This window comes from Sphaerisporangium sp. NPDC005289 (assembly GCF_040607455.1).
GTDB lineage: Bacteria > Actinomycetota > Actinomycetes > Streptosporangiales > Streptosporangiaceae > Sphaerisporangium > Sphaerisporangium rhizosphaerae.
The window spans coordinates 94,962-116,855 of sequence record NZ_JBEXGS010000029.1 but is presented as its reverse complement, the minus strand read 5'-3'; the positions used below and the strand labels follow the sequence as shown (position 1 = coordinate 116,855).

Sequence of the window (21,894 nt, the reverse complement as noted above, 5' to 3'; positions counted from 1 at the left end):
AGGATCACCGGGTTGGACACGCCCTTGTCCTTCAGCGTCTTGCCGATGTAGGTGCCCGCGGCCACGCCCATGCCGTAATTGTCCCCCCCGATCCACGTCCGGTACGAGAGCTTGTCGGGGAAGATCCGGTCGACGTTGATCACCGGGATGCCGGCGTCCATCGCCTTGCGAGCCACCTGGTTCAACTGCTCACCATCGTTGGGCAGGATCACCAGCGCGCCCACCTTGGCGGCGATCAACGACTCCACCGCCGAGATCTGCTGGTTGATGTCATTGGTCGGCTCGACCGGCTTGAACTCCACATCGGAGTACTTCTTCGCCGCGTCCTGCGCGTTCTTGGTGATCGCCGCGATCCAGCCATGGTCGGCCGCCGGAGCCGAGAACCCGATGACCACCTTCTCGCCGGGCTTGTCGTTGTCCGTCCCCGCCGCCGCGGCGGCCTGGGTGGCGGCGGCGGAGGGCGCGGCGGCCGGCTCGTTGCTCGTGCAGGCGCTCACCAGGGCGCCGGCGCCGACGACGGCGCCGCTCACCAGGAAACCGCGCCGGCCTACGTTCTTTTCCATGATCTCTCCTTTGGGTGCAGCTGATCGCGTGCGCGATCCGGCCGCGGAGCCCTCGCCGCGAAGCGGAGAGGGCTCCGCGGTTTCAGGTGCCTGTCGCCAGGCTTCGCCGCTGCAACAGCACGGCGACGACGATGATGATCCCCTTGGCGATGAGCTGGTCGCTGGTGTTCAGCCCGTTCAGGATGAACAGGTTGGTGATCAACGTGAAGATCAGCAGGCCGAGGATGGAGCCGATGATGCTCCCCCGGCCGCCGGTGAGGAGCGTGCCGCCGATGATGACCGCGGCGATCGCGTCCAGTTCGTACAGGTCGCCGTGCGTCGACGAACCGGTCGTCGTCCTGGCCATGATCAGTACCGCCGCGATGCCGCAGCACAGGCCGGACAGCACGTACAGCAGCACGGTGTGGCGGCGCACGTCGATGCCCGCCAGGCGCGCGGCCTCGGGGTTGCCGCCGACCGCGTAGGTGCGCCGGCCGAAGGTGGTGCGGTTCAGCAGGATCCAGCCCAGCAGCACGACGACGGCGAAGATGTACACCAGCACGGGCAGGCCGAGCACCCGCGTCGTGGAAAGCCCCACGATCGCGTCGTTGCCCTGCTGCACGAGCTGGGTCCTGCGGTCCGACATCCGCTGCGCCAGCCCACGGGCGGCCACCAGCATCGCCAGCGTGGCGATGAAGGGCACCATCCGCCCATAGGCGATCAGCAGCCCGTTGACCAGGCCGGCGCCGGCGCCCACCAGGACGGCGCACACGATCATCACGAACGGGCCGTAGGCCTGCGTGGCCAGCGTGGTGGCCCACACCGAGGCCAGCGCCATCAGGGCGCCGACCGACAGGTCGATGCCGCCGCCGATGATCACGAAGGTCATGCCGACGGTGATCACGCCGATGGTCGCGGTCAGCGACAGCACGCTCACCAGGTTGGACCCGGTGCCGAAGGCGTCGGGCACCGTCACCATGCCCACCGCCGCGAGCAGCGCGAGCGCGATGATCAGTCCGAGATGGGGGATCGCCCCCAGGCGGTTCAGCGTCGTCGTGCCAGAGGCGGGTCCGCCGGTCCGTGACCGGCCGGTCGTCCCCTGTTCGTCCACCGCGGGCTTCAGGGAGTCGCTCACGCCGGTCTTCCTTCCATGATCATGTCGAGGACGTTGTGTTCGTCGAGGTCCCGGGCGTCGCTCTCGTGGATCACGCGCCCCTCCCGGATGACCAGCACCCGGTCGGCCAGGCCCAGCACCTCGGGGACCTCGCTGGAGACCAGCAGCACGCCGATCCCCTCGTCGGCCAGCTTCCTGATGACGGCGTAAAGCTCCGCCCGGGCCCCGACGTCGACGCCGCGGGTCGGCTCGTCGAGCAGCAGCAGCCTGCGGCCGTTGATCAGCCAGCGCGCCAGCACCGCCTTCTGCTGGTTGCCGCCGGACAGGTTCTTGATCGGCCGTTCCAGGTGAGGGGGGCGGATGCCCAGGTCCTCGACCTGGCGCCAGGCCTCGGACGCCTCCCGGCGGCGGTCCATCCAGCCGAACCTGGCGTAGCGGCCGAGGCTGCTCAGCGAGATGTTGCGCATGACGCTCTGGTCGAGCAGCAGCGCCTGGGCCTTGCGCTCCTCGGGGGCGAGCCCCATGCCGGCCCGCACGGCGCGGGTGGTGCTGCCGCCACGCACCGGGACGCCCTCCACGACGACCCTGCCCGTGGCGCGGCGGGCTCCGTAGACCGCTTCGATGATCTCCGAACGGCCCGACCCCACCAGCCCGGCCAGCCCGACGATCTCCCCGGCGTGCACGGTGAACGACACGTCCCTGACCCGGCCGGGGACGCTCAGCCCCTCAACGCGCAGGATCTCCGGACGGCCCTCGTGGCCGCCGGGCGCGGGCCGGGGCGGGAAGACGTGCTCGACGTTGCGGCCGGTCATGAGCGAGACCACCTGCGAGGTGGGCGTCTGCTTGGCCGGCAGCCCGACCGCGACCGTGCGCCCGTCCTTCAGGACCGTCACCCGGTCGCCGATCTCGCGGATCTCCTCCAGCCGGTGCGAGATGTAGACCACCGCCACACCCCGCGCGGTCAGGTCGCGGATGATCCGGAACAGGTTCTCCACCTCGTCGTGGGCCAGGGCCGCCGACGGCTCGTCCATCACGATCAGCCGGGTGTCGTACGACAGCGCCCGCGCCATGCTGACCACCTGCTTGGCCGCGGGCGCCAGCCGTCCCACCTCGGTCGCCGGGCGGATCTCGCCGTGGCCGAGCCCGCTCAGCAGCTCCCGGGCGGCGCGGTTCACCTCGCCCTGGCTGACGAACCCCATCCGGGCCGGCTCGTGGCCGAGAAAGATGTTCTCGGCCACGCTCAGCCCGTCGACCAGGTCCAGTTCCTGATAGATCGTGGAGACGCCCAGCCTGATCGCGGCGGTCGGACTGGTCAGGCGAACCGATTCGCCCCCGAAGGTGATGGTGCCCTCGTCGGGCTGGTGCGCTCCGGCCAGCACCTTGATGAGGGTCGACTTGCCCGCGCCGTTCTGGCCGAGCAGGCAGTGCACCTCCCCGGCGCGGACGTCGAGGTCGACGCCGTCCAGGGCGCGCACGCCGGGGAACTGCTTGACGATTCCTCGCATGACGAGGAGAGAAGCCGAGTCGGGAGATGACCGCGGCACGGGGAGCCTCCGGGGGGTGTGTCTGGACGGCCGAGCGGGGAGAGGGGATCCCGTTCGCCGGCCGGGTCAGACGGCACGACTGGGACGGCACCGAAGTCGGCGAGGACGGTGACGTCACAGCTCTGACCGACGGCCGGCGAACGGGACGCTTGGTGAGGGGCGGTGAGGACAGGGGGAAGCGTTCAGGGTGCGGGGGTGGTCGTTGCCTTCCGTGCCAGGGATCTACGAGTGGCGGATCGCGATGGTGGTCGGGTCGGACAGCACCCGCTGGATGACGACGTTGACCGCGCCCCGTGCGGCCGCGCCGAAGCCCAGGGTGGAGGCGAGGAAGCGGCAGCGACCGGTGACGGCGGTCATGCCCAGCCCGTCCAGCTCCGTCTGCGCGACGGGGATGAGCCGGTCGGCGAGCCGGGCGAAGTATCCGCCCAGCACGACGGCCCGCGGGTTGAACAGGTTGATCAGCAGCGCGGTTCCGCGCCCGAGCCACCGGCCCACCTCGGTGATGGCGGCGTCGACCCGGGGATCTCCTTCGGCCCGCCGTTGGTCGATCTCCGCCAGTCGCTCCTCGGGATCGCGCAGCAGGTGCCGGTCGGTGCCGTAGGCGTGGTCGGGGACCGCCATCCGTACCAGCGCCGCCAACCCCACCTTGGTCTCCCAGCAGCCGGTCCTGCCGCAGCCGCACCGCTCGCCCGACGGGTCGACCACGACGTGGCCGACCTCGCCCGCGAACCCGTCCGCCCCGCTCAGAGGGCGGCCGCCGGAGATGATGCCGCAGCCCACGCCGACCTCCCCGGTGAGGTAGACCAGGTCGGGCGTGCCCATGGCGACCCCTGAGGTGTACTCGGCCAGCGCGGCGAGGTTGGCGTCGTTGTCGATGGTGACGGGCACCCGCGCGGAGATGCCGGCGGACTTCAGCCGGTCGACCAGCGGCACCTGGTGCCAGCCGAGGTTGGGGGCGACGACGACGGTGCCCGTGGCGGCGTTGACCAGTCCGGGGATGGCCACGGTGATCCCCGCCAGCGCGACTCCGAGCCGGTCGAGGTCCGTGACGGCCTTGTCGATCACCTGGGAGAGCTTGCCGAGGGAGCGGCCGGGGCCGGCTCCCATCGCGTCGAAGCCGATCCTGCGGTCGATGAGCACCCGTCCCGCCAGGTCGGTGGCGAACGCGGCGACGTAGTCGACGTTCACCTCCACTCCGAGGGCGCCGACCCTCGCGCCGTCGAGGGTGAGCGCGAGGCTCGGCCGCCCGACGGAGCCCGCGTGCTGCGGCCCGATCTCCTTGAGCAGTCCCCGCGCCTGCAACTCCCCCACCAGGCTGGTGATGGTGGTCTTGTTCAGGCCGGTCTCGATGGCGACCGCCGACCGAGAGCACTGCCCGCGTTCGCTGACATGGCGAAGCACCAGGGAGAGGTTGGAACGGCGAACCGTGGTCTGGTCGGCGGGAAGCCCCGCCGGTCGGCCGAGACCTCTCGGTTCGACGAGGCGGCCGTCGGGCTGGTTGTGCTCCACGGCCCTCCCTTAATTGATTCGCATGGCTCGCCGAATTAAAGACATACACACCGTGGTGAGACAAGCGGGGCGGGGCGACGAGCTGTGTAACTTTCCCGTAACGAGACGTTTTTTACTGCTGACCTGCCGTTCTTCGGCGCGATGCCAACTCGTTACCTCGCAATGGAGTGCATACCGGACATCTCCGTGTTACAAACCTCATTAGTTGATCACAGAGATAAACGAAGGGCGGTGACCGCGTGACACAGGACCCGCGCCTTTCCCGCGCGGCGAGCGGCACCGCTCCGCCCACGAGCGCCACCGCCCTGCGGAGGGCGAACCTGTCCTCGGTGCTGCGCCAGCTTCGCGACCATGTGTCACGTTCCAGAGCCGACATCGCGGAGGCGACCGGCCTGCACCGGGCCACGGTCTCCAACCTCGTGGCCGAGCTCCTCGAATGGGACCTGGTGCGGGAGGTGGGCATCGAGCACGTCGGCGCGGTCGGCCGTCCCCGGCGGGCCGTGGCGCTGCACGGCGCCCACGTCGGCGCGCTGGGACTGGAGATCAACGTCGACTACATCTCGGTCCACGGACGCGACCTCAGCGGCCATGTCCTGGTGGAGCGCCGGGTCAGCTTCGACGCGGTGGGCAGCGGCACCGACAGGTCACTGCGCCGGCTCGGCCTGGTGGCCCGGGAGGCCATCGAGGCGATGAAGCGCGCCGGGGCCGTCCCGGCCGGCGTCGCGGTGGCGATCCCGGCCCTGGTCGACGTCGCGTGCGGCGTCGTGAGGTTCGCGCCCAACCTCGACTGGCACGACCTGCCGCTGGCCGATCGGCTGTCCTCCGCGCTCGGCCCGCTCAGCGTGCCGGTGATGGTGGACAACGACGCCAACCTGGCGGCTCTGGCCGAGTACACCTCGGGCGTCGCCGCCGGCACGCCGCACATGGTCTACCTCACCGGCGAGGTCGGCGTGGGCGGCGGGATCATCGTCGACGGCAGGCTGCTGCGCGGCGCGGACGGCTTCTCCGGGGAGGTGGGGCACCTGCCCGTCGACCCGGCCGGCGCCCGCTGCGGATGCGGCCGGCACGGCTGCTGGGAGACCAAGGTGGGCCTCGCGGCGCTGGCGCGCGCGGCGATGCCCGAGCAGGCGTACACGCTGCCCGGTCTCCCGGTGTCCGACCCGGAGGAACGGGCGACGGAGATCGCCCGAAGGCTGGCCGCGGGCGACCGCGGCATGCTGGAGGCGGTCACGCAGGTCGGACGGTGGCTCGGGCTCGGCGGCTCGATCGTGGCCAACCTGTTCAACCCGCGCGTGATCGTCGTCGGCGGCTACTTCGCCACGCTGGCCGAGTGGCTGCTGCCGCACGCCCAGGCGGAGCTGGAGCGGCTCGTCGTGGCCGGCCCCGCCCCCCAATGCAGATTCACCGCCTCTGATCTAGGTTTCGGCGCCGCGTCCCGCGGCGCCGCGAGCATGGTGGTCAACCACCTCATCGACGACCCGACAACGATCATGAGTTCCTTACCCAGGCCGACGGTTCCCTGACGGCCTCCCAGTACCTGGAGACGGCACATCTCCAGTCACCGCAGTGTCCATCTCAACAAGCGGCAACAAGCGCGGCGGCGCGCGCCTTGCCTGACGTCCCCCCGGTCAGGAAAGGGTTTCCCATGTCACCACGTTCTCGAACGTGGGCCAGGCCGTTCACCGCGGTCCTGCCAGCAGATCACCTTCGCCTTCTACGGGCGACGGCGGCGACGATGGCCCTCGCCCTCGTCCTCCCCATCCTCACCTTCCTGGTGTCCTCGCCGAGCGCCGCGAACGCCGAGAGCACGGCGAGCGCCGCGGCCCCCGACTTCAAGGTCCTGGTCTTCTCCAAGACCACCGGCTTCCGGCACGACGCGATCCCCGAGGGCATCGCGGCCGTCCAGAAGCTCGGCCAGGAGAACAACTTCGCGGTCGACACGACCGAGGACAGCACCAAGTTCACCGACGAGAACCTGGCGCAGTACCAGGCCGTCATCTTCATGTCCACGACCGGCGACCCGCTGGGCACGCAGGACCAGAAGGACGCCTTCCAGCGCTACATCCAGGCCGGCGGCGGTTACGCCGGTGTCCACGCCGCCTCCGACAGCGGCTACAACTGGGCGTGGTACGGCAAGCTCGTCGGCGCGTACTTCAAGCAGCACCCGGCCATCCAGCAGGCCACCGTCAAGGTCGAGGACCCGGCGCACCCCTCCACCCAGGGGCTGCCGACGTCGTGGACCCGCACCGACGAGTGGTACGACTACCAGTCCAACCCCCGCGGCACCGTGCACGTGCTGGCGTCGATGGACGAGAAGTCCTACACCGGCGCCACCATGGGCATCGACCACCCGACGGTGTGGTGCCAGGACTACGACGGCGGCCGCTCCTGGTACACCGGCCTCGGCCACACCAAGGAGAGCTACGCCGAGCCGAACTTCCTGAAGATGCTGCTCGGCGGCATCGAGACCGCCGCGGGCGCCGTGAAGGCCGACTGCTCGGCCTCGCAGAGCGACAGCTTCGACAAGGTCAGCCTCGACGAGAACACCTCCAACCCGATGATGCTGGACGTGGCCAAGGACGGCCGGGTCTTCTACATCGACCGGCTGGGCGACGTCAAGATCATCAAGACCGGCGGCGGCTCCGTCACGGCCGGTCACCTGAACGTCTTCACCGCCAACGAGAGCGGCCTGCTCGGACTGGCGCTGGACCCGGCGTTCGACACCAACCACTGGGTGTACCTGTACCACTCGCCGGCGGGTGAGAACGTCGACCGGCTCAGCCGGTTCACGGTCACCGGGGACACCCTCGACATGTCCAGCGAGAAGAAGATCATGGACGTGCCGGTGCAGCGCGCCGAGTGCTGCCACCACGGCGGCGGCATGGTGATCGACGCCAAGACCGGCGACCTGTGGCTCGCCACCGGTGACAACACCAACCCGTTCGCCTCGGACGGCTACGCGCCGCTCGACGAGCAGGCGGGCCGGTCCTCCTGGGACTCCCAGCGCAGCGCCGGCAACACCAACAGCCTGAGCGGCAAGCTGCTGCGCATCCACCCCGAGGCGAACGGCACCTACACCGTCCCCTCCGGCAACCTGTTCCCCGCGGGAACGGCGAAGACCAAGCCCGAGATCTACGGCATGGGCTTCCGCAACCCGTTCCGCATGGGCCTCGACCCGAAGACGGGCCGTCCCATGGTCGCCGAGTACGGCCCGGACGCCAACTCCGCGAACGCCAACCGCGGTCCGGAGAACACCGTCGAGTGGAACCTGATCGCCAAGCCGGGCAACTACGGCTGGCCGTACTGCAACGGCAACAACAAGCCGTTCGTCGACTACAACTTCGCGACCAAGACCTCAGGAGCGCCGTTCAACTGCGACGCGCCGGTCAACGACTCGCCCAACAACGACGGCCTGACCAACCTGCCGCCGGTGATCCCGGCGACGGTCTGGTACCACTACAACACCGACGCGCAGAACTTCCCCGAGCTGCACGGCGGGGCGCCGATGGGCGGACCGGTCTACCGGTACAACCCCGACCTGCAGTCGGCCACCAAGTGGCCGGCGTACTGGGACGGCAAGGCGATCTTCGGTGAGTGGAACAACAACCAGATGTTCTCGTTCCAGCTCGACGAGGACGGCGCCAAGCTCGTCAAGATCAACCAGATCCTCAAGACCCTGAGCTTCAAGAAGCCCATGGACATGAAGTTCGGCCCCGACGGTGCGCTGTACCTCATCGAGTGGGGATCGGGCTTCGGCGGCGACAACGCCGACTCGGGGGTCTACCGCGTCGACTACACCAAGGGCGTGCGCCCGCCGGTCGCCCGCGTCTCGGCCGACAAGACCGACGGCCCGGCGCCGCTGACCGTGCAGTTCTCCAGCGAGGGCTCACGGGACCCGGACGGCAAGACCATCACCTACGCGTGGGACTTCGACGCCGACGGCACGACCGACTCGACCGACCCCAACCCGTCGTACACCTACACCAAGGCGGGCAACTACAGCGCGGTCCTGACGATCACCAACCCCGACGGCGTCACCGCCAATGCCAGCGTGCCGATCGTCGCGGGCAACACCCGCCCGACCGTCACGCTTCTCCCGCCGCCGGACGGAGGCTTCTTCGAGTTCGGTGACCAGGTGAAGTACAAGGTCGCCGTCACCGACCCCGAGGACGGGGACATCGACTGTGACAAGGTCCAGGTCCAGGCGTTCCTCGGTCACGACAGCCACTCCCACCCCCTCGACCAGCACACCGGTTGCGAGGGTGTGCTGCAGACGCTCACCGACAACGGTCACGGAATCGACGACAACCTCTTCTACGTGATCGAGGCCACCTACGCCGACAAGGGCGGCGCCGACGGCGCGGCCAAGTCCCTCACCGGACGCGGCCAGGTCATCCTGCAGCCCAAGCGCAAGCAGGCCGAGCACTTCACCCAGACCGGCCGCGCCGCGGGCGGCACGGGCACCGACGCCCCGGGCGTCCAGGTGGAGGACACCACCGACCCGCAGGGCGGCACCAAGAACATCGGCAACATCCAGGACGGCGACTGGTGGTCCTACTCCCCGGTGTACCTGGGGAACATCAGCGCGGTCCGGCTGCGCGTCTCGTCGGCCACCTCCGGCGGCACCGTCCAGGTGCGGCTGGGCGACCCGGTGAACGGGCAGCTGATCGGATCGGCCGACGTGCAGGGCACCGGGGGCTGGCAGACGTTCACCGACGTCACGATCAACCTGACCGACGCCCCGGCGCAGACGGGGACGCTGTACTTCGTCGTGCGCAAGCCGGCGAGCGCCGCCAACGACGCCTTCCTGATCAACGCCAACTGGGTCGACTTCATCGGCAAGGGCGTCACCGAGAACCAGCGCCCGCTGGTCACCGCGTCGGCGAAGCCCACGACGGGAACCTCTCCGCTGAAGGTCGACTTCACCGCGACGGCGACCGACCCCGACGGCGACGAGCCGCTCACCTACAAGTGGAACTTCGGCGTGGCCGGGGCTCCGGAGCCGACGACCGCCGCGGCGAGCTACACCTACAACGCGCCGGGCACCTACACCGCGACGGTGTCGGTGACCGACGCCAAGGGTGCGGTGGCCACCGCCAAGGTCACGGTCAAGGTGGACGCGCCGGCCACGCAGTGCTTCACCGGCCGTTCCGACGACTTCCTGGGGACCACGCTCGACCGTGACCGCTGGTCGGTCATCCGGGAGAACCAGGACCTCAAGGTCGTGGACGGCAAGCTCATCATCCCGACGTCCACCACCGACATCTACAGCGCGGGCGGCAACACGACCAACATCGTCGTGCAGCCGGCGCCGTCGGGGGCCTGGACGGCCACCACCAAGCTGACGATGAACGCCCGCGACCAGTACCAGCAGGCGGGCCTGATCATCTACGGCGACGACGACAACTACGCCAAGATGGTGCTGCAGGCGCGGGGCAACAACTCCCACGCCAACCGCGTCTTCCAGTTCATCCGGGAGGAGAAGGGCACTCCCAACGAGGTCACGGCGAGCAACTCCGCCCAGCTCGGGGACACCTACCCCGACACGGTCTACGTGCGGTTCGTCAGCGACGGCACCAACATCACCGCTCACTACTCCTCCGACGGTGTCACCTTCACCGCCATGTCGCAGACCAAGCCGCTCGCCGGGATGACCAACCCGAAGATCGGTTTCCTCTCGCTGGCCGGCGCCAACCACCCTGTGGTGGACGCGGCGTTCGACTGGTTCCAGATCACGCCGGACGACAAGGCCACCAGGCCGGGCACGGACGACGAGTTCGACGGGACCTCCCTCGACGGCTGCCGCTGGGACGCCTCGGTGCGCCCCGACCCCACCGCGGCGCGGGTGACCGGCGGCAACCTGGAGATCGACACCCAGGCGGGTGACATCTACGGGACCGGCAACAGCTCGCCGAAGAACTTCATCCTGCAGCCGGCGCCGGAGGGCGACTGGACGCTGGAGACCAAGCTCGACGGATCGGCTATCAGCGAGCAGTACCACCAGGGTGGTCTGATCGTCTACACCGGTGACGACGACTACGTGAAGTTCGACCTGGTCGCCGACAGCACCCCCGGCTCGGCGGTCGCCCGCCGTCTGGAGTTGCGCAGCGAGGTCGGCGGCGCCGTGCAGGACCCGCAGCCGCAGCTGGGCAACGTCACCAGCGGCGTGTGGTGGCTGCGCCTGGTGAAGAAGGGTGACGCCTTCAGCGGGTTCTACTCCGCCGACGGCACCACCTGGACCGAGATCGCCGCGAACACCCCGGTGCGCAACAGCGTGGTGGCCAACGGCGGCAAGATCGGCCTGTTCGCCTTCGGCGCGAGCCAGACCAAGTCCGCGACCGTCAAGTTCGACTACTTCCACCTCTCCAAGGTGGTCGAGCAGTCCGACAAGACGGCCCCGGTGACGAGCGCCACGACCGACCCGGCGCAGCCGGACAGCGGCTGGTTCACCGAGCCGGCGCAGGTCACGCTGACCGCCGCCGACGAGGAGAAGGGCAGCGGGGTCGACCGTACGGAGTACCAGCTGGACGGCGGCGCCTGGACCGCCTACACCGAGGCGATCGTCGTCTCCGGTGACGGCGCGCACACCCTCGCCTACCGCTCCGCCGACAAGGCGGGCAACGTCGAGGACGCCAAGACCCTCGAGGTCAAGGTGGACACCACGGCTCCGACGACCACCGCGGCGTCCGCTCCGGCGAACGACGACGGCTGGCACAACGGCGCCGTGCCCGTGACCCTCACCGCGGCGGACCAGGCGTCCGGCGTGGCCTCCATCGAGTACTCGCTGGACGGGGGCGCCTGGACGCCGTACACCGCGGTCGTCGACATCACGGGCGAGGGACAGCACCAGCTGCAGTACCGCTCGACCGACAAGGCCGGCAACGTCGAGGACGTCAAGGCCGTGACGGTCAAGATCGACACCAAGGCCCCGACCGTCATGGTCACCGGGGTCGCCAACGGCGCCCAGTACGGCGACAGCCAGGACCTGAAGGTCGCCTGGCAGGCCATCGACAACGGGTCCGGCCTCAAGTCGGTCACCGGCACGCTGGACGGCCAGACGATCACCTCCGGGACCGTCGTCGCGCTGTACCCGCTGTCGCTGGCCGAGCACACGCTCACCGTCACCGCCGTCAACAAGGCGGGCAACACCACGGCGCAGACGGTGAAGTTCACCATCGCCACCTCTACCGCCGAGATCGGCCGGTTGATCGACCGCTTCGAGAAGGAGAAGAAGCTCGACCGCAAGGCCGCCGAGAAGCTGCAGAAGGCGATCGCCGAGGTCCGCAAGGCCGAGGACGACAACGGCCACGGCCACGGTCACGGCGACAAGGGCAAGGGCAAGGACCAGAACAACGACAAGAAGATCGTCAAGGCTCTGGAGGACTTCAAGAAGGTCGTCAACGACAAGAAGGTCGTCAAGGACGCGCAGGTCCGCACCACGCTCGTGCGTGACGCGGACACGCTGATCGTCCGGTACGGCGGCACGCCGAAGAACTGATCACCAGCGGGGCCCCGGCCCCCAGGGGCGCCGGGCCACCGGAAGGAGACCCGGCGCCCCGCTGAACCCAGGGTGCCCCGTGACACGCGTCACGGGGCACCCGCCCCACTGTCCCCCCGAAAGCGCCCTGAGGAGGTGGCGGTCATCGGCCAGAACAGGAAAGCGACGCCGGTCCGGAACTCGTCAGCGTCCCAGAACCCCCCGGCCGGCGGTTCACCCGTCCGCACTCCATCCCGGACCAAGAACGCACCTCGCACCGAGAACGCGTCTCGAACCGGAAACACGTCTCGAACCGAGAACGCGCCCCGGACCGCAAGCACACCCCGCGCCGGCAACGCGCCCCGAGCCGGAAGCGCGTCCCGGACTTGGAACGCGCCCCGGCCCGGAAGCGCACCTCGGGCCTGGAACGCGCCTCGGCCCGGGAACACACCCCGGACCTGGAACGCGTCCCGGGTCTGGACGCTCGTGGCCGCGTTCGCGCTCGGGGCGCTCCTGTCCGGCGGCCTGGTCTTCGCGGTGACCGGTCCGGACTCCACCGAGCGGATGGCCGACCAGCTTCGGACCCAGGCCGCCCTCCGCGACAAGACGCAGATCAAGGACCTCACCGCGCTGGCGCGCACCACCCGCGACCGGCTCGCTCCCGTGCTGGAGGGACTGGCCCTGGCCATGCCCGACGGCGAAGCCGCCGCCGGCCCCGCCGCGGTGACCTCCGCGGACGTCGGCGAGTGGCGCGAGGCGGCCACCGCGGCCGTCGCGAGCTTCGCCGACCCGCCCTCGGGCGAGACCGCGACCAACGTGGCCAGGTCGAGTCTCGCCTCCGCCGTCCGGCAGCTCGCCACCACCGTCGACGCCTACGCCGCGGCGCGCGACCTGCGCGGGCCGTCCGCCGCGAGCGCGCTGGAACGGGCCGCCCGGCAACGCTCCGACGCGCTGTTCACCTGGTCGGTCGGAGCCACCGCACTGGACGCCGTGAACGTCGAGGCCGGCTACGGACACCAGCACGTCTTCCTGCAGGCACCACCCGGCGACGGGGCGCTCACCCCCGACACCGAACCCGAGGGGCACCACCCGTGAACATGACACTCAGATACGCCATGACCGTCCTGCTGTCCGGACTCGCGCTGCTGCTCGGCGCATCGGCGGCCTCCGCCCACGGCGGGCCGATCAAGCTGGAGGTGGTCGGGGACGGCGCCCACAACATCAACGTCCTGGTGACCTACAAGGAGGACAACCACCCCGTCACGGAGACCGTCACCGCGACACTGCTCGCCACCTCCACCGACGGCCGCTCCTTCGGTCCGATCCCCCTCAGATCCTCATCCGAGGGCCAGAACCTCTACCACGCCGCCGAGCCGCTGCCGAGCGGCGAGTGGAAGGTCACGGTGACCGCCACCGACCCCGGCAAGGCACACAAGACGGTCAAGGTGACCGCCCAGGACCCCACCGCCCCCGCCGAGCAGGCGGCCGCCTCCCCCGCACCGCTGAACAACGCGGCGCCGAAGGCCCCCGCCCTGGACAACGCCGCGGCGGCCGCCGCCGAGCCCGGCGACGACAGCCCGCTCGGCACCCTGCTCATCATCGGCGCCCTCACCCTCGCCGCCGCCACCGCCGCCATCCTCTGGCTCCGCCGCCCCCGCGCCCACCCCTGACCCCCGCCACGCCCGCCCCCGGCGAGCCCCACGGGCCGGGCGCCACGGCCCCGGCACCCCCTCCTGGACGGGTGCCGGGAAGATCGCGGCGGAAGGCACGCCCGAGCGTGCTCCCGGGCGTCACTGACCGGTGGCAGGCCAGAATTGCAGGAGAAACGACTCCGCCTCGTAGTCCTCGGCGTCCAGCTCGTATTCCGCGATCTCGTCATCGGTCAGGCGCCGCACACGGACATGGGCTCTGACGTACCAGACTTGACCGCTTGCGCCCAGGTCGATCGTTACGGGCGATGTCCCGCCTTCGATGTCGGTCAGGTTGATCCGGCCCGAGGTCAGCAGAACCTGATCGCTCACGTACGTGTCCCACGCTTCTGCCGACGACGATGGTGGACTGCCGTTCCACGTCTCGAATGCGAAGCCGGCGGCGTGCAGTCCGAGCGGGTCCTCACTCGCGGCGGTTCTGATGACCATGACATTGGGTGTGGTCTCGAACCAGTCGCCGCCGAGCTCCCACGGCTGTTCGCTGTCATCGGTGAGGCCATCCTGGTCGGCCAGAATGAAGTGGCCGTACAGAGGCTTGAACAAGTCGGTCGCCGACGACATCAACACGGCCACGGACACGTCCTTCCCGCTGTTCCAGGGCATTCGAGCCCGGCGCGGTCGAGAACAATACCTGCCGGATCGTTCATGCGGCTGTCAGCCCTTGGTGGCCCGGCGCTGGAGATGTGAGAGTTGACTCTCAGGATATGTGAGAGGAGACTCTCACGTATGGAGTCTGGGAATCGTCTGGGCGATATCGAGATCACTGATCCGCAGGCGATGCGGGCGTTGGCGCATCCGGTGCGGCTGGCGATCCTTGAGCGGCTGCAGCGGTACGGGGCGGCGACGGCGACGGAGCTGTCGCCGTACGTGGGAGCGACGCCGTCGGTGACGAGCTGGCATCTGCGGCACCTGGCGGGGTTCGGGCTGGTCCGCGATGCCGAGCCCGGCCCTGATCGCCGGCAGCGGCGATGGGAGGCGGTGGCGCGCGGCTTCCGGTTCGAGATGCCGGAGGATCCGGAAGACCAGGAGGGCAGGGCGGCCGCGCGGGTGCTGTCCCGGGAGATGTTCCTGCGCTCGGCGGACCTGGCGAGCCGGTGGGTGGCCGAGGTCGAGCCCGAGCTGGAACCGGAGTGGCTGAGGCACGCGGGTCTGGCCAACACCCGCGTCGTCGTCTCCCCTGACGAACTCGCCGCCATCGAGGACGCGATCGAGCGGGTTCTCGCGCCCTACGTGACGCGTGAGCAGGCCGCGCGTCCGGCCGACGGCCGTGGCGTCCGGCTGCTGCGCTACGTCCTGCCGGAGGGTGCCGAGGAGCAGGCCGGCGGACCGTCATGAGCGCCGTGGACCAGGCCGTAGTCGTATCGCTGTGGCGTGACCGGCGGTTCCGCCGCTTCTGGGCCGGCCAGTCGGTCTCGCAGTTCGGCGACCGGATCTCCGAACTGGCCCTGCCGCTCATCGCCGTAGGGGCTCTGCACGCTTCGGCCGATCAGGTGGCGTGGCTGACAGCGCTCATCTGGACCCCGAACCTGCTCGCGATCGTCATCGGCGCCTGGGTAGACCGCCGCGTCGACAAGCGGCGCCTGATGGTTCTCGCCGACCTGGTGCGCGCCGCCGTGCTGCTCTCCCTCCCGGCCGCCTACCTCATGGGAGCGGTGACACTGGTCCAGTTGTACGCCGTGGCCCTGCTGACCGGCGCGGCCGCGGTGCTGTTCAACACCGCCTATTCCCCGTTCTTCGCCCACCTGGTGCCCCGGTCGTCCTACGTCGACGCGAACAGCAAGCTCAGCGCCAGCCGGTCCGCGTCGTACGTCGCCGGACCGGCGATCGGCGGCGCTCTGGTCCAGGCGTTGACCGCTCCCCTCGCCGTCGTCGTCGACGCGCTGACATTCCTGGTGTCAGCGGTCCTGATCGGCCGGGTCTCGATCGGCGAACCGCCGGCCGCTCATGACCACGCGGCGCCCTCGCTGCTGCGGCGTGCCAGGGAGGGACTGGCGTTCGTCGTCCACCACCCCGTGCTGCGGGCGAGCCTCGGGTGCGCCGCGACCGTCAACTTCTTCACCTTCGTCGCGGGCAGCGGCCTGCTCGTGCTGTACGCCAGCCGGGACCTCGGACTGACCGCCGGAGTCATCGGCATGGCGTTCGGGATCGGCGCCACCGGCTCGCTCCTCGGCGCGGTGATCGCCCCCAGGATCTCGCGAGGAATCGGCCTGGGCCGCAGCATCGTCGTCGGCGCCGTGTTGTTCCCGGCGCCGATCGCCATCGCCGCCGCCGCGGACGGCCCGCTCTGGGCCCGCGCCGGAGCCTTGGCCCTGGCCGAGTTCCTCTCCGGCGTCGGCGTCATGCTCTTCGACGTCAACCTCAACTCCCTGCAGACCAACGTGATCCCCGACGGCATGCGCAGCCGAGTCGCCGGCGCGTTCAGCACCATCAACTACGGCGCACGCCCGGTGGGCGCCGTCCTCGGCGGCCTCCTCGCCACCAACATCGGCCTGCGGGCGACCCTCCTCATCGCCGCCGCCGGCGGGGCACTGTCGCTGCTCTGGCTGCTCCCCTCGCCGATCCCCCGCATCCGCTCCCTGACCCCGGACCGTCAGACGGCTGAGGACAGCGGTGCCGACATGCGATCATCGCCTCGCTGACCTAGACCGATGCCCTCGATCACATACAAGGGACCCGGCGGCCCGTATGGGGTCGAGCCACCGGGGGGCGGGTCAGGGCCAGGTGGTGTCGGCGTGTTCGGGGGGTGGCTTGGGGCAGGCGACGCCCAGGCGGTCCAGGAGGGTGAGGAACGTCGAGGCGTACGGCGAGGTGGAGGCGGCGACGGCGACCCGGTCCCAGTCGACCTGCTCCCTGAGCGCGCGCACCTGCGGCAGGATCGACCCGTAGTCGCAGCTGTGCTCCGACATGGGCAGGATCCACGAGATCACCAGGTCGGTGGCGTCCAGCACCGGCAGGTTCAGCGCCGCGACGTTGATCATGGTCGACCGGGCGATCATCTCGGCGGTGATCGGGCGCTCCTCGATGCGGAAGATGAGGTCGACGAGCCGGTCGCCCTCGTCGAACGCCTTGACCAGCCAGTCCTCCGGGGGCTTCGCGGTGCGGAAGCCGACCCCTCTGAGCATCTCCAGCGCGCGCGGCACGTCCTCCTCGACCAGGACGAAGTCGACGTCGTGCAGCGACGGCGCCGCTCCGCGCGCGTACGCCGCGCAGCCTCCGGCGAGGGCGAACCGCACCCCCTCGGCTTTGAGAACCGACCCGGCGCGCTTCAACGTGTCGATGATCGCGTCGGTGACCTCATGCGTGTGACTTCCCAAGGCTCACCCCCATACGAGCGATGGCTGGAGATCTTCCGTACCCGTCCTGTCGCAGGCCAAACGGAGGGCATGGTCACCGCGGCCGGGGGTAGGCGGCGAGCTATGGCGAACAATTTGACCAAGACACTGCGTAAGGAGGAACGGGCCTACGAGAACGGCGCAGACCGGCCGCTCGGCTCCTACCTGCGCGTCCTTGGCGTATACGGCGGCGCGGTGGCGGGCCTGGTGGCCCTGGGAAGGGCGACGGGCGTACGGCCGCCTGAGCGGATCGCCGTTCTCGACCTGCTGCTGATGGGCGTGAGCACGCATCGGCTCTCCCGAACGATCACCAAGGACCCGGTCACGAGCCCGCTCCGGGCACCTTTCACACGGTACGCCGGACTCAGCGGACCCGCCGAACTGAGGGAGGAGGTCCGCGGCCACGGCGTCAGGCACGCCGTCGGCGAGCTGGTGACCTGCCCCTTCTGCATCGCGCAGTGGATCGCGACCGGCTACGCCGCGGGCATGGTCTGGGCGCCGCGCTTCACCCGCCTGGCCGGGGCGACCATGACCGCCGTCGCGATCTCCGACTGGCTCCAGCTCGCGTACTCGCGGCTGATGCAGGCGGCGGAGAACCCCGGCGGGCGGGGCGGGAACAACGGGGACGGCGAGCAGAAATAAGAAGGACAGAGATAAGAAGAAGAGGAGGAGTGATGACGGAGATCCCCTTCGGCACGTCGCTGAAGGTGTTCCAGGACAACCCGTACGGCAGATGGTTCGGCTACGCGCTGATCGCCCTGGCGGCCTCCACCCTTCTCACAGTGGTGGCGAGCGCGGCCGGCGTCATGTGGCTGACGATCATGATGGGGCTGCTGGCCTACGCCTCGCTCGGGGCCGCCCTGCTCTATGGGCGGCGGGCAGCACGGGCGCACCGCCGCGAAGGGTACAGGGCACGCCGATGACCTTGGGTGAGGTGACCGGGCACGACCCCACCGGGGACGGCGCGCGGCAGGAGTCGGACGAGACCCACAAGGAACGGGTGGACCGCGAGCTCGGCGAGCTGCTGCAGGGGCTGCGGGTGGCGGCCACGGGCGTGCAGGTGCTGTTCGCCTTCCTGCTGACCCTTCCCTTCTCCGCGGGCTTCGGCAAGGTCGACGAGGCGGGCCGCTGGCTGTTCTACGTGGCGATGCTCAGCGCCGCGATCGCGTCGGTCTGCTTCATCGCCCCGGCGACGCAACACCGCATCCTGTTCCGCAGCACGCTGAAGGAGATGATGCTGCACCGGGCCAACCGGCTCGGCGTGGTGGGCGGCATCGCGCTGGCCCTGTCCATGACCTGCTCGACCGGGCTGGTCGTGGAGGCGTTCCTCGGCGTGCTGCCCGCGGCGCTGCTGGCGGGCGGGGTGGCGGGGCTGAGCGCCTGGCTGTGGTTCGTGCAGCCGCTGGTGTCCCTCGCCAGAAGGCGCGAGGGCCGCGCGTCCGCCGTCCGGCCGGAGACCTCATGATCGGCGGCTCGGACGTGGCCGGCGCGCCGGGCCCGGTCGGTGCACCGTGTGCGACCAGCGAAGGGACGGGGCCGGCGGAATCGGCCCGGCACCTGCGGCGGCGTCTTGACCAAGCCTTGAGAGAAGTTGATCCGCTAACACGTTAATAGGGCATTTGTCAGGGCAGTGGGATGCCCATGGGTACACTTCTCTGGCTCATCGCCGTCGTTCTGGTCATCGCCGGGATCTACGTCATCCTGGCCCGTCGCGATCTCCTCTGGGGGATCGTCCTCATCGTCGTCGGGTTGCTCGTCGGCCCGGGTGGCGTAAGCATCTTTCATCCTTAGGCACGCCCCGCACATCGCGGGGCGTGTGAGACGCGGAAACGGCGGACCGGTCATCCGGTCCGCCGTTCCCCGTTGCCCGTCCTCGTTCCTCGTTCCCCGTTCACGTCGATCCTCGCCGTTCCCCGTCGTGCCCGCCGTCTCGGGATCTCCCCGTCCGGGCCCGCCGGGGGCGGTGGGTCGCGCCGCCCCCGGGGCGCCGCGGTCAGGGCTCGGGGTCCTCGCCGCCCAGGCCGTACACCGCGTACGCCCGGCGCAGCACCGGGAGCGCCACGTTGCGGACGCGGACGCCGCCCGGGGTGAGGCCCTTCTCCACGCCGGAGTGGGCGTGCCCGTGGATGAACAGGTCGGCCCCTTCGGCGTCGACCGCCTCGGCGAGCAGGTAGCTGCCGAGGAAGGGATAGATCTCCAGCGGCTCGCCCGCGAGGGTGTCCTTGACCGGGGAGTAGTGGCTGAGCACGACCCGGTGATCGGTGTCCAGGCTCTTGAGCGCCTTGTGCCAGAGCTCGGAGATCTCTCTGGTGTGCCGGACGAACGCCTTCATCTGCGGCTCGCCGAACTCGCTCGCGCACTTGCCGGCGAACCCTCCGCCGAAGCCCTTGCCGCCCACCACCCCGAGCCGCAGGTCGCCGCACTCGATGATCGTGGACTCGTCCTGGAGCACCTGGATGCCGGCGTCGCGCAACAACGCCACGATCTCGTCCTCGGCGTCGGACTGGTAGTCGTGGTTGCCCAGGACGGTGACGACCGGAATCGGCAGGTCGCGGAACTCCTCGGCCACGACCCTGCCCTCCTCCGGCGTGCCGTGCCGGGTCAGGTCACCCGCGATCATCAAGACGTCGGCGTGTTCCTCGATGCCGTCGAGCCTTCTTCGGTAGTGCCCGCGCAGATCCTCACCGAGGTGGACGTCCCCGACGGCCGCGATTCTGATCTTCACAGGGTCTCCTCCTCTCCCGGCCCTCTGATCTCGACCACCGTGACCTCGTTGTGGACCGTCAGGCCCGGCGCGGTGTCTCCTGCCACCGCGGCCACGAGCCGGCGCCGTTCGTCGCACTCCACCTGGCCGCGCAGGAAGAGCTGGTCGCCTCTGATGAGCACACGGATCCCCAGCTCGTAGGTGCGCTCATCCTCCGCCAGCGCCCGTTGCACACGGGCGGCCAGGTAGTGCGGAGCGTCATAGTGCGGAGCGTCGTGATGCGGGACGACGTGATGCGGGGCCTCGTAGGACATCGTCTACCCCCCTTGGATCGGCCAATCAGGATTCGCATGCCCGCCGTTCAGGCCGCGAAACCGGGGAGGTTTGGTCCTCTGCTTTCAGGATAGAAGGGTGCCCTAACAGCAAGTGCGGGAGAACTCAAGCCTCCGGACGCCAAGCCCGTCTTCCGGACAACGGAACATCGCCGGCGCGGAACGCACGAAGGCTCGGCCGGCGATCGATCGTGACAACCGTGCACCCTGCCCCCGTGCACCTCAGTGATCGGGCGCCGCTCCGGCGGCGCCGCGGACGTTCCTGTTCGCGCCCTTGCCGGACGGCGCTCGCCGAGCGAGGTCACCGATGCGGATCCGCCCATCCCCGGTCGCCCGGGCATTCTCGACCCGGCGATCTCGCCGTGGCGCGTCCGCCGGACTTGGAGGAGACACGGTGAAGATCGCCATGGTGTCCGAACACGCCAGCCCTCTGGCCTCGGCCGGAGGCGCCGACTCGGGGGGACAGAACGTCCACGTCGCGGCGCTCGCCCGCGGCCTGGCCGCACAGGGCCACGAGGTGACGGTGTACACCCGCAGGGAAAGCGCGCACGTCCCCGAGCAGGTCGAGCTGGCCGAGGGGGTGAGCGTCGTCCACGTGCCCGCCGGGCCGCCCCAGTGCGTCTCCAAGGACGACATCCTGCCCTGCATCCCCGATTTCGGGCACTGGCTGCGGCAGCGCTGGACGTTCCAGCCCCCGGACGTGGTGCACGCGCACTACTGGATGAGCGGCCTGGCGGCCCTGGCCGCGACCCGCGGCCTCGGCGTCCCCGTCGTCCAGACCTTCCACGCACTCGGTGTGGTCAAGCAGCGGCACCAGGGGGCCGAGGACACCAGCCCGCGCGAGCGCCCGCAGGCCGAGGACCTGGTCGCCCGCCGGGTGGACCGGATCATCGCCACCTGCCGCGACGAAGTGCAGGAGCTGACGCGGATGAACGCGCCGCCGCCGTCGATCCGGACGGTGCCCTGCGGCGTCGACACCGCGGTCTTCCGCCCGGACGGGCCCGTCATGCCACGCCCCCGCCGAGCCCGGCTGCTGTCCATCGGACGGCTCGTGCCGCGCAAGGGCGTCGGCACGCTGATCGAGGCGATGCGGATGATCCCGGACGCGGAGCTGATCGTGGCCGGAGGCCCGTCCGCGGACCGGCTGGACGACGACCCCGAGGTGCGCCGCCTTCGCCGCGCCGCGTCCGAGGCGGGGGTGGCCGGGCGGGTCCGGTTCGTGGGCGGCGTCTCCCACGACGAGGTCCCCGCGCTCATGCGCTCGGCCGACGTGGCCGTCTGCGTGCCGTGGTACGAGCCGTTCGGCATGGTCGCCCTGGAGGCCATGGCGTGCGGGGTGCCCGTGGTCGCCTCCGCGGTCGGCGGGCAGCGGGAAACGGTGGCCCACGGCCGGACCGGCCTGCTGGTGCCGCCGCGCGACCCGCGCACGCTGGCCGTGGCCGTCAACACCCTGCTGGCCGAGCCGCGGCTGCGGGCGGCGTACGGCAGGGCGAGCGCCGAGCGGGCCCGCGCGCTCTACGGCTGGGAGCGGGTCTGCGCGCGGACGCGTTCGGTCTACGAGGAGGTCGTCGCGGGCGGGGTGGGCGCGTCCGGCGAGAGGAAGGCGTCATGACCTCTTCGCCGCTGATCCC

General features: G+C 70.3%; 19 protein-coding genes. 11 read left to right on the top strand and 8 right to left on the bottom strand.

All coding sequences use genetic code 11. The features are described 5' to 3' along the window. The 4 genes from ABZT47_RS35270 to ABZT47_RS35255 form a co-directional block, all read right to left on the bottom strand. Positions 1 to 563: substrate-binding domain-containing protein (locus tag ABZT47_RS35270; RefSeq protein ID WP_354852062.1), on the bottom strand; the 563-nt coding region annotated here is incomplete at its 3' end. An 82-nt stretch (positions 564 to 645) separates the two neighbouring features. After that, complete coding sequence (locus ABZT47_RS35265) at positions 646 to 1,677, bottom strand: ABC transporter permease (protein ID WP_354852060.1); 1,032 nt, start codon at positions 1,675 to 1,677, stop codon at positions 646 to 648. Next, positions 1,674 to 3,161: a sugar ABC transporter ATP-binding protein gene (locus ABZT47_RS35260; RefSeq protein WP_354852058.1), complete on the bottom strand. Its 1,488-nt coding sequence runs from the start codon at positions 3,159 to 3,161 to the stop codon at positions 1,674 to 1,676. The genes ABZT47_RS35265 and ABZT47_RS35260 overlap by 4 nt, the downstream gene beginning before the upstream one ends. A gap of 261 nt (positions 3,162 to 3,422) precedes the next feature. After that, entirely contained in the window at positions 3,423 to 4,709 is a 1,287-nt protein-coding gene (locus tag ABZT47_RS35255; RefSeq protein ID WP_354852057.1) for an ROK family protein, read from the bottom strand. A gap of 239 nt (positions 4,710 to 4,948) precedes the next feature. On the opposite strand from ABZT47_RS35255, the gene ABZT47_RS35250 reads away from it, so the two are divergent. The 4 genes from ABZT47_RS35250 to ABZT47_RS35235 all read left to right on the top strand — a co-directional run bounded on the left by ABZT47_RS35250 (position 4,949) and on the right by ABZT47_RS35235 (position 13,856). After that, positions 4,949 to 6,232, top strand: a complete 1,284-nt coding sequence (locus ABZT47_RS35250) for an ROK family transcriptional regulator (RefSeq protein ID WP_354852055.1) — start codon at positions 4,949 to 4,951, stop codon at positions 6,230 to 6,232. A 212-nt stretch (positions 6,233 to 6,444) separates the two neighbouring features. Beyond that, positions 6,445 to 12,207 carry a ThuA domain-containing protein gene (locus tag ABZT47_RS35245; RefSeq protein ID WP_354852054.1) on the top strand — a complete coding sequence of 1,921 codons (5,763 nt, stop codon included), beginning with the start codon at positions 6,445 to 6,447 and terminating at the stop codon, positions 12,205 to 12,207. Between the two features lie 465 nt (positions 12,208 to 12,672). Then, entirely contained in the window at positions 12,673 to 13,281 is a 609-nt protein-coding gene (locus ABZT47_RS35240) for a hypothetical protein (protein WP_354852053.1), read from the top strand. Further along, entirely contained in the window at positions 13,278 to 13,856 is a 579-nt protein-coding gene (locus ABZT47_RS35235) for a hypothetical protein (protein WP_354852051.1), read from the top strand. Before ABZT47_RS35240 ends, ABZT47_RS35235 begins: the two co-directional genes overlap by 4 nt. A 120-nt stretch (positions 13,857 to 13,976) precedes the next feature. On the opposite strand, the gene ABZT47_RS35230 is transcribed toward ABZT47_RS35235, so the two are convergent. Next, positions 13,977 to 14,468, bottom strand: coding sequence for a hypothetical protein (locus tag ABZT47_RS35230; RefSeq protein ID WP_354852049.1), 492 nt, complete (start codon positions 14,466 to 14,468; stop codon positions 13,977 to 13,979). A 153-nt stretch (positions 14,469 to 14,621) separates the two neighbouring features. Between ABZT47_RS35230 and ABZT47_RS35225 the strand changes: the two genes are divergently transcribed. Both ABZT47_RS35225 and ABZT47_RS35220 read left to right on the top strand, forming a co-directional pair. Then, positions 14,622 to 15,230 carry a helix-turn-helix domain-containing protein gene (locus ABZT47_RS35225; protein WP_354852047.1) on the top strand — a complete coding sequence of 203 codons (609 nt, stop codon included), beginning with the start codon at positions 14,622 to 14,624 and terminating at the stop codon, positions 15,228 to 15,230. Further along, positions 15,227 to 16,534 carry an MFS transporter gene (locus ABZT47_RS35220; RefSeq protein ID WP_354852046.1) on the top strand — a complete coding sequence of 436 codons (1,308 nt, stop codon included), beginning with the start codon at positions 15,227 to 15,229 and terminating at the stop codon, positions 16,532 to 16,534. The genes ABZT47_RS35225 and ABZT47_RS35220 overlap by 4 nt, the downstream gene beginning before the upstream one ends. Positions 16,535 to 16,606: 72 nt before the next feature. Here the strand turns inward: ABZT47_RS35220 and ABZT47_RS35215 are convergent, their stop codons facing one another. Next, a complete protein-coding gene (locus ABZT47_RS35215; protein WP_354852044.1) occupies positions 16,607 to 17,209 on the bottom strand; it encodes a hypothetical protein in 603 nt (200 codons plus the stop codon). Positions 17,210 to 17,311: 102 nt separating this feature from the next. Between ABZT47_RS35215 and ABZT47_RS35210 the strand changes: the two genes are divergently transcribed. The 4 genes from ABZT47_RS35210 to ABZT47_RS35195 all read left to right on the top strand — a co-directional run bounded on the left by ABZT47_RS35210 (position 17,312) and on the right by ABZT47_RS35195 (position 19,018). Further along, a complete protein-coding gene (locus ABZT47_RS35210) occupies positions 17,312 to 17,869 on the top strand; it encodes a DUF1360 domain-containing protein (protein ID WP_354852042.1) in 558 nt (185 codons plus the stop codon). A gap of 32 nt (positions 17,870 to 17,901) precedes the next feature. Continuing rightward, positions 17,902 to 18,150: a hypothetical protein gene (locus ABZT47_RS35205; protein WP_354852040.1), complete on the top strand. Its 249-nt coding sequence runs from the start codon at positions 17,902 to 17,904 to the stop codon at positions 18,148 to 18,150. After that, complete coding sequence (locus ABZT47_RS35200) at positions 18,147 to 18,692, top strand: DUF6328 family protein (RefSeq protein WP_354852038.1); 546 nt, start codon at positions 18,147 to 18,149, stop codon at positions 18,690 to 18,692. Before ABZT47_RS35205 ends, ABZT47_RS35200 begins: the two co-directional genes overlap by 4 nt. Positions 18,693 to 18,868: 176 nt before the next feature. Continuing rightward, the gene (locus tag ABZT47_RS35195; protein WP_189166679.1) at positions 18,869 to 19,018 is read left to right on the top strand and encodes a GPGG-motif small membrane protein; all 150 of its coding nucleotides are present in this window, start codon (positions 18,869 to 18,871) and stop codon (positions 19,016 to 19,018) included. A gap of 202 nt (positions 19,019 to 19,220) precedes the next feature. Here the strand turns inward: ABZT47_RS35195 and ABZT47_RS35190 are convergent, their stop codons facing one another. Then, the gene (locus ABZT47_RS35190) at positions 19,221 to 19,952 is read right to left on the bottom strand and encodes a metallophosphoesterase (RefSeq protein WP_354852036.1); all 732 of its coding nucleotides are present in this window, start codon (positions 19,950 to 19,952) and stop codon (positions 19,221 to 19,223) included. Then, entirely contained in the window at positions 19,949 to 20,245 is a 297-nt protein-coding gene (locus tag ABZT47_RS35185) for a BON domain-containing protein (protein WP_354852034.1), read from the bottom strand. The genes ABZT47_RS35190 and ABZT47_RS35185 overlap by 4 nt, the downstream gene beginning before the upstream one ends. Positions 20,246 to 20,657: 412 nt before the next feature. Here ABZT47_RS35185 and ABZT47_RS35180 point away from each other — a divergent pair, with 412 nt between their 5' ends. Beyond that, positions 20,658 to 21,875, top strand: coding sequence for a glycosyltransferase (locus ABZT47_RS35180; protein ID WP_354852032.1), 1,218 nt, complete (start codon positions 20,658 to 20,660; stop codon positions 21,873 to 21,875). Positions 21,876 to 21,894 lie beyond the last annotated feature (19 nt).

Excerpts from the sequence above, each read along its gene's own strand:
- ABZT47_RS35260 (WP_354852058.1), bottom strand. The coding sequence starts at position 3,161 with ATGCGAGGAATCGTCAAGCAGTTCCCCGGCGTGCGCGCCCTGGACGGC.
- ABZT47_RS35245 (WP_354852054.1), top strand. The coding sequence starts at position 6,445 with ATGGCCCTCGCCCTCGTCCTCCCCATCCTCACCTTCCTGGTGTCCTCG.
- ABZT47_RS35225 (WP_354852047.1), top strand. The coding sequence starts at position 14,622 with ATGGAGTCTGGGAATCGTCTGGGCGATATCGAGATCACTGATCCGCAG.
- ABZT47_RS35220 (WP_354852046.1), top strand. The coding sequence starts at position 15,227 with ATGAGCGCCGTGGACCAGGCCGTAGTCGTATCGCTGTGGCGTGACCGG.
- ABZT47_RS35210 (WP_354852042.1), top strand. The coding sequence starts at position 17,312 with ATGGCGAACAATTTGACCAAGACACTGCGTAAGGAGGAACGGGCCTAC.
- ABZT47_RS35205 (WP_354852040.1), top strand. The coding sequence starts at position 17,902 with ATGACGGAGATCCCCTTCGGCACGTCGCTGAAGGTGTTCCAGGACAAC.
- ABZT47_RS35200 (WP_354852038.1), top strand. The coding sequence starts at position 18,147 with ATGACCTTGGGTGAGGTGACCGGGCACGACCCCACCGGGGACGGCGCG.
- ABZT47_RS35195 (WP_189166679.1), top strand. The coding sequence starts at position 18,869 with ATGGGTACACTTCTCTGGCTCATCGCCGTCGTTCTGGTCATCGCCGGG.
- ABZT47_RS35185 (WP_354852034.1), bottom strand. The coding sequence starts at position 20,245 with ATGTCCTACGAGGCCCCGCATCACGTCGTCCCGCATCACGACGCTCCG.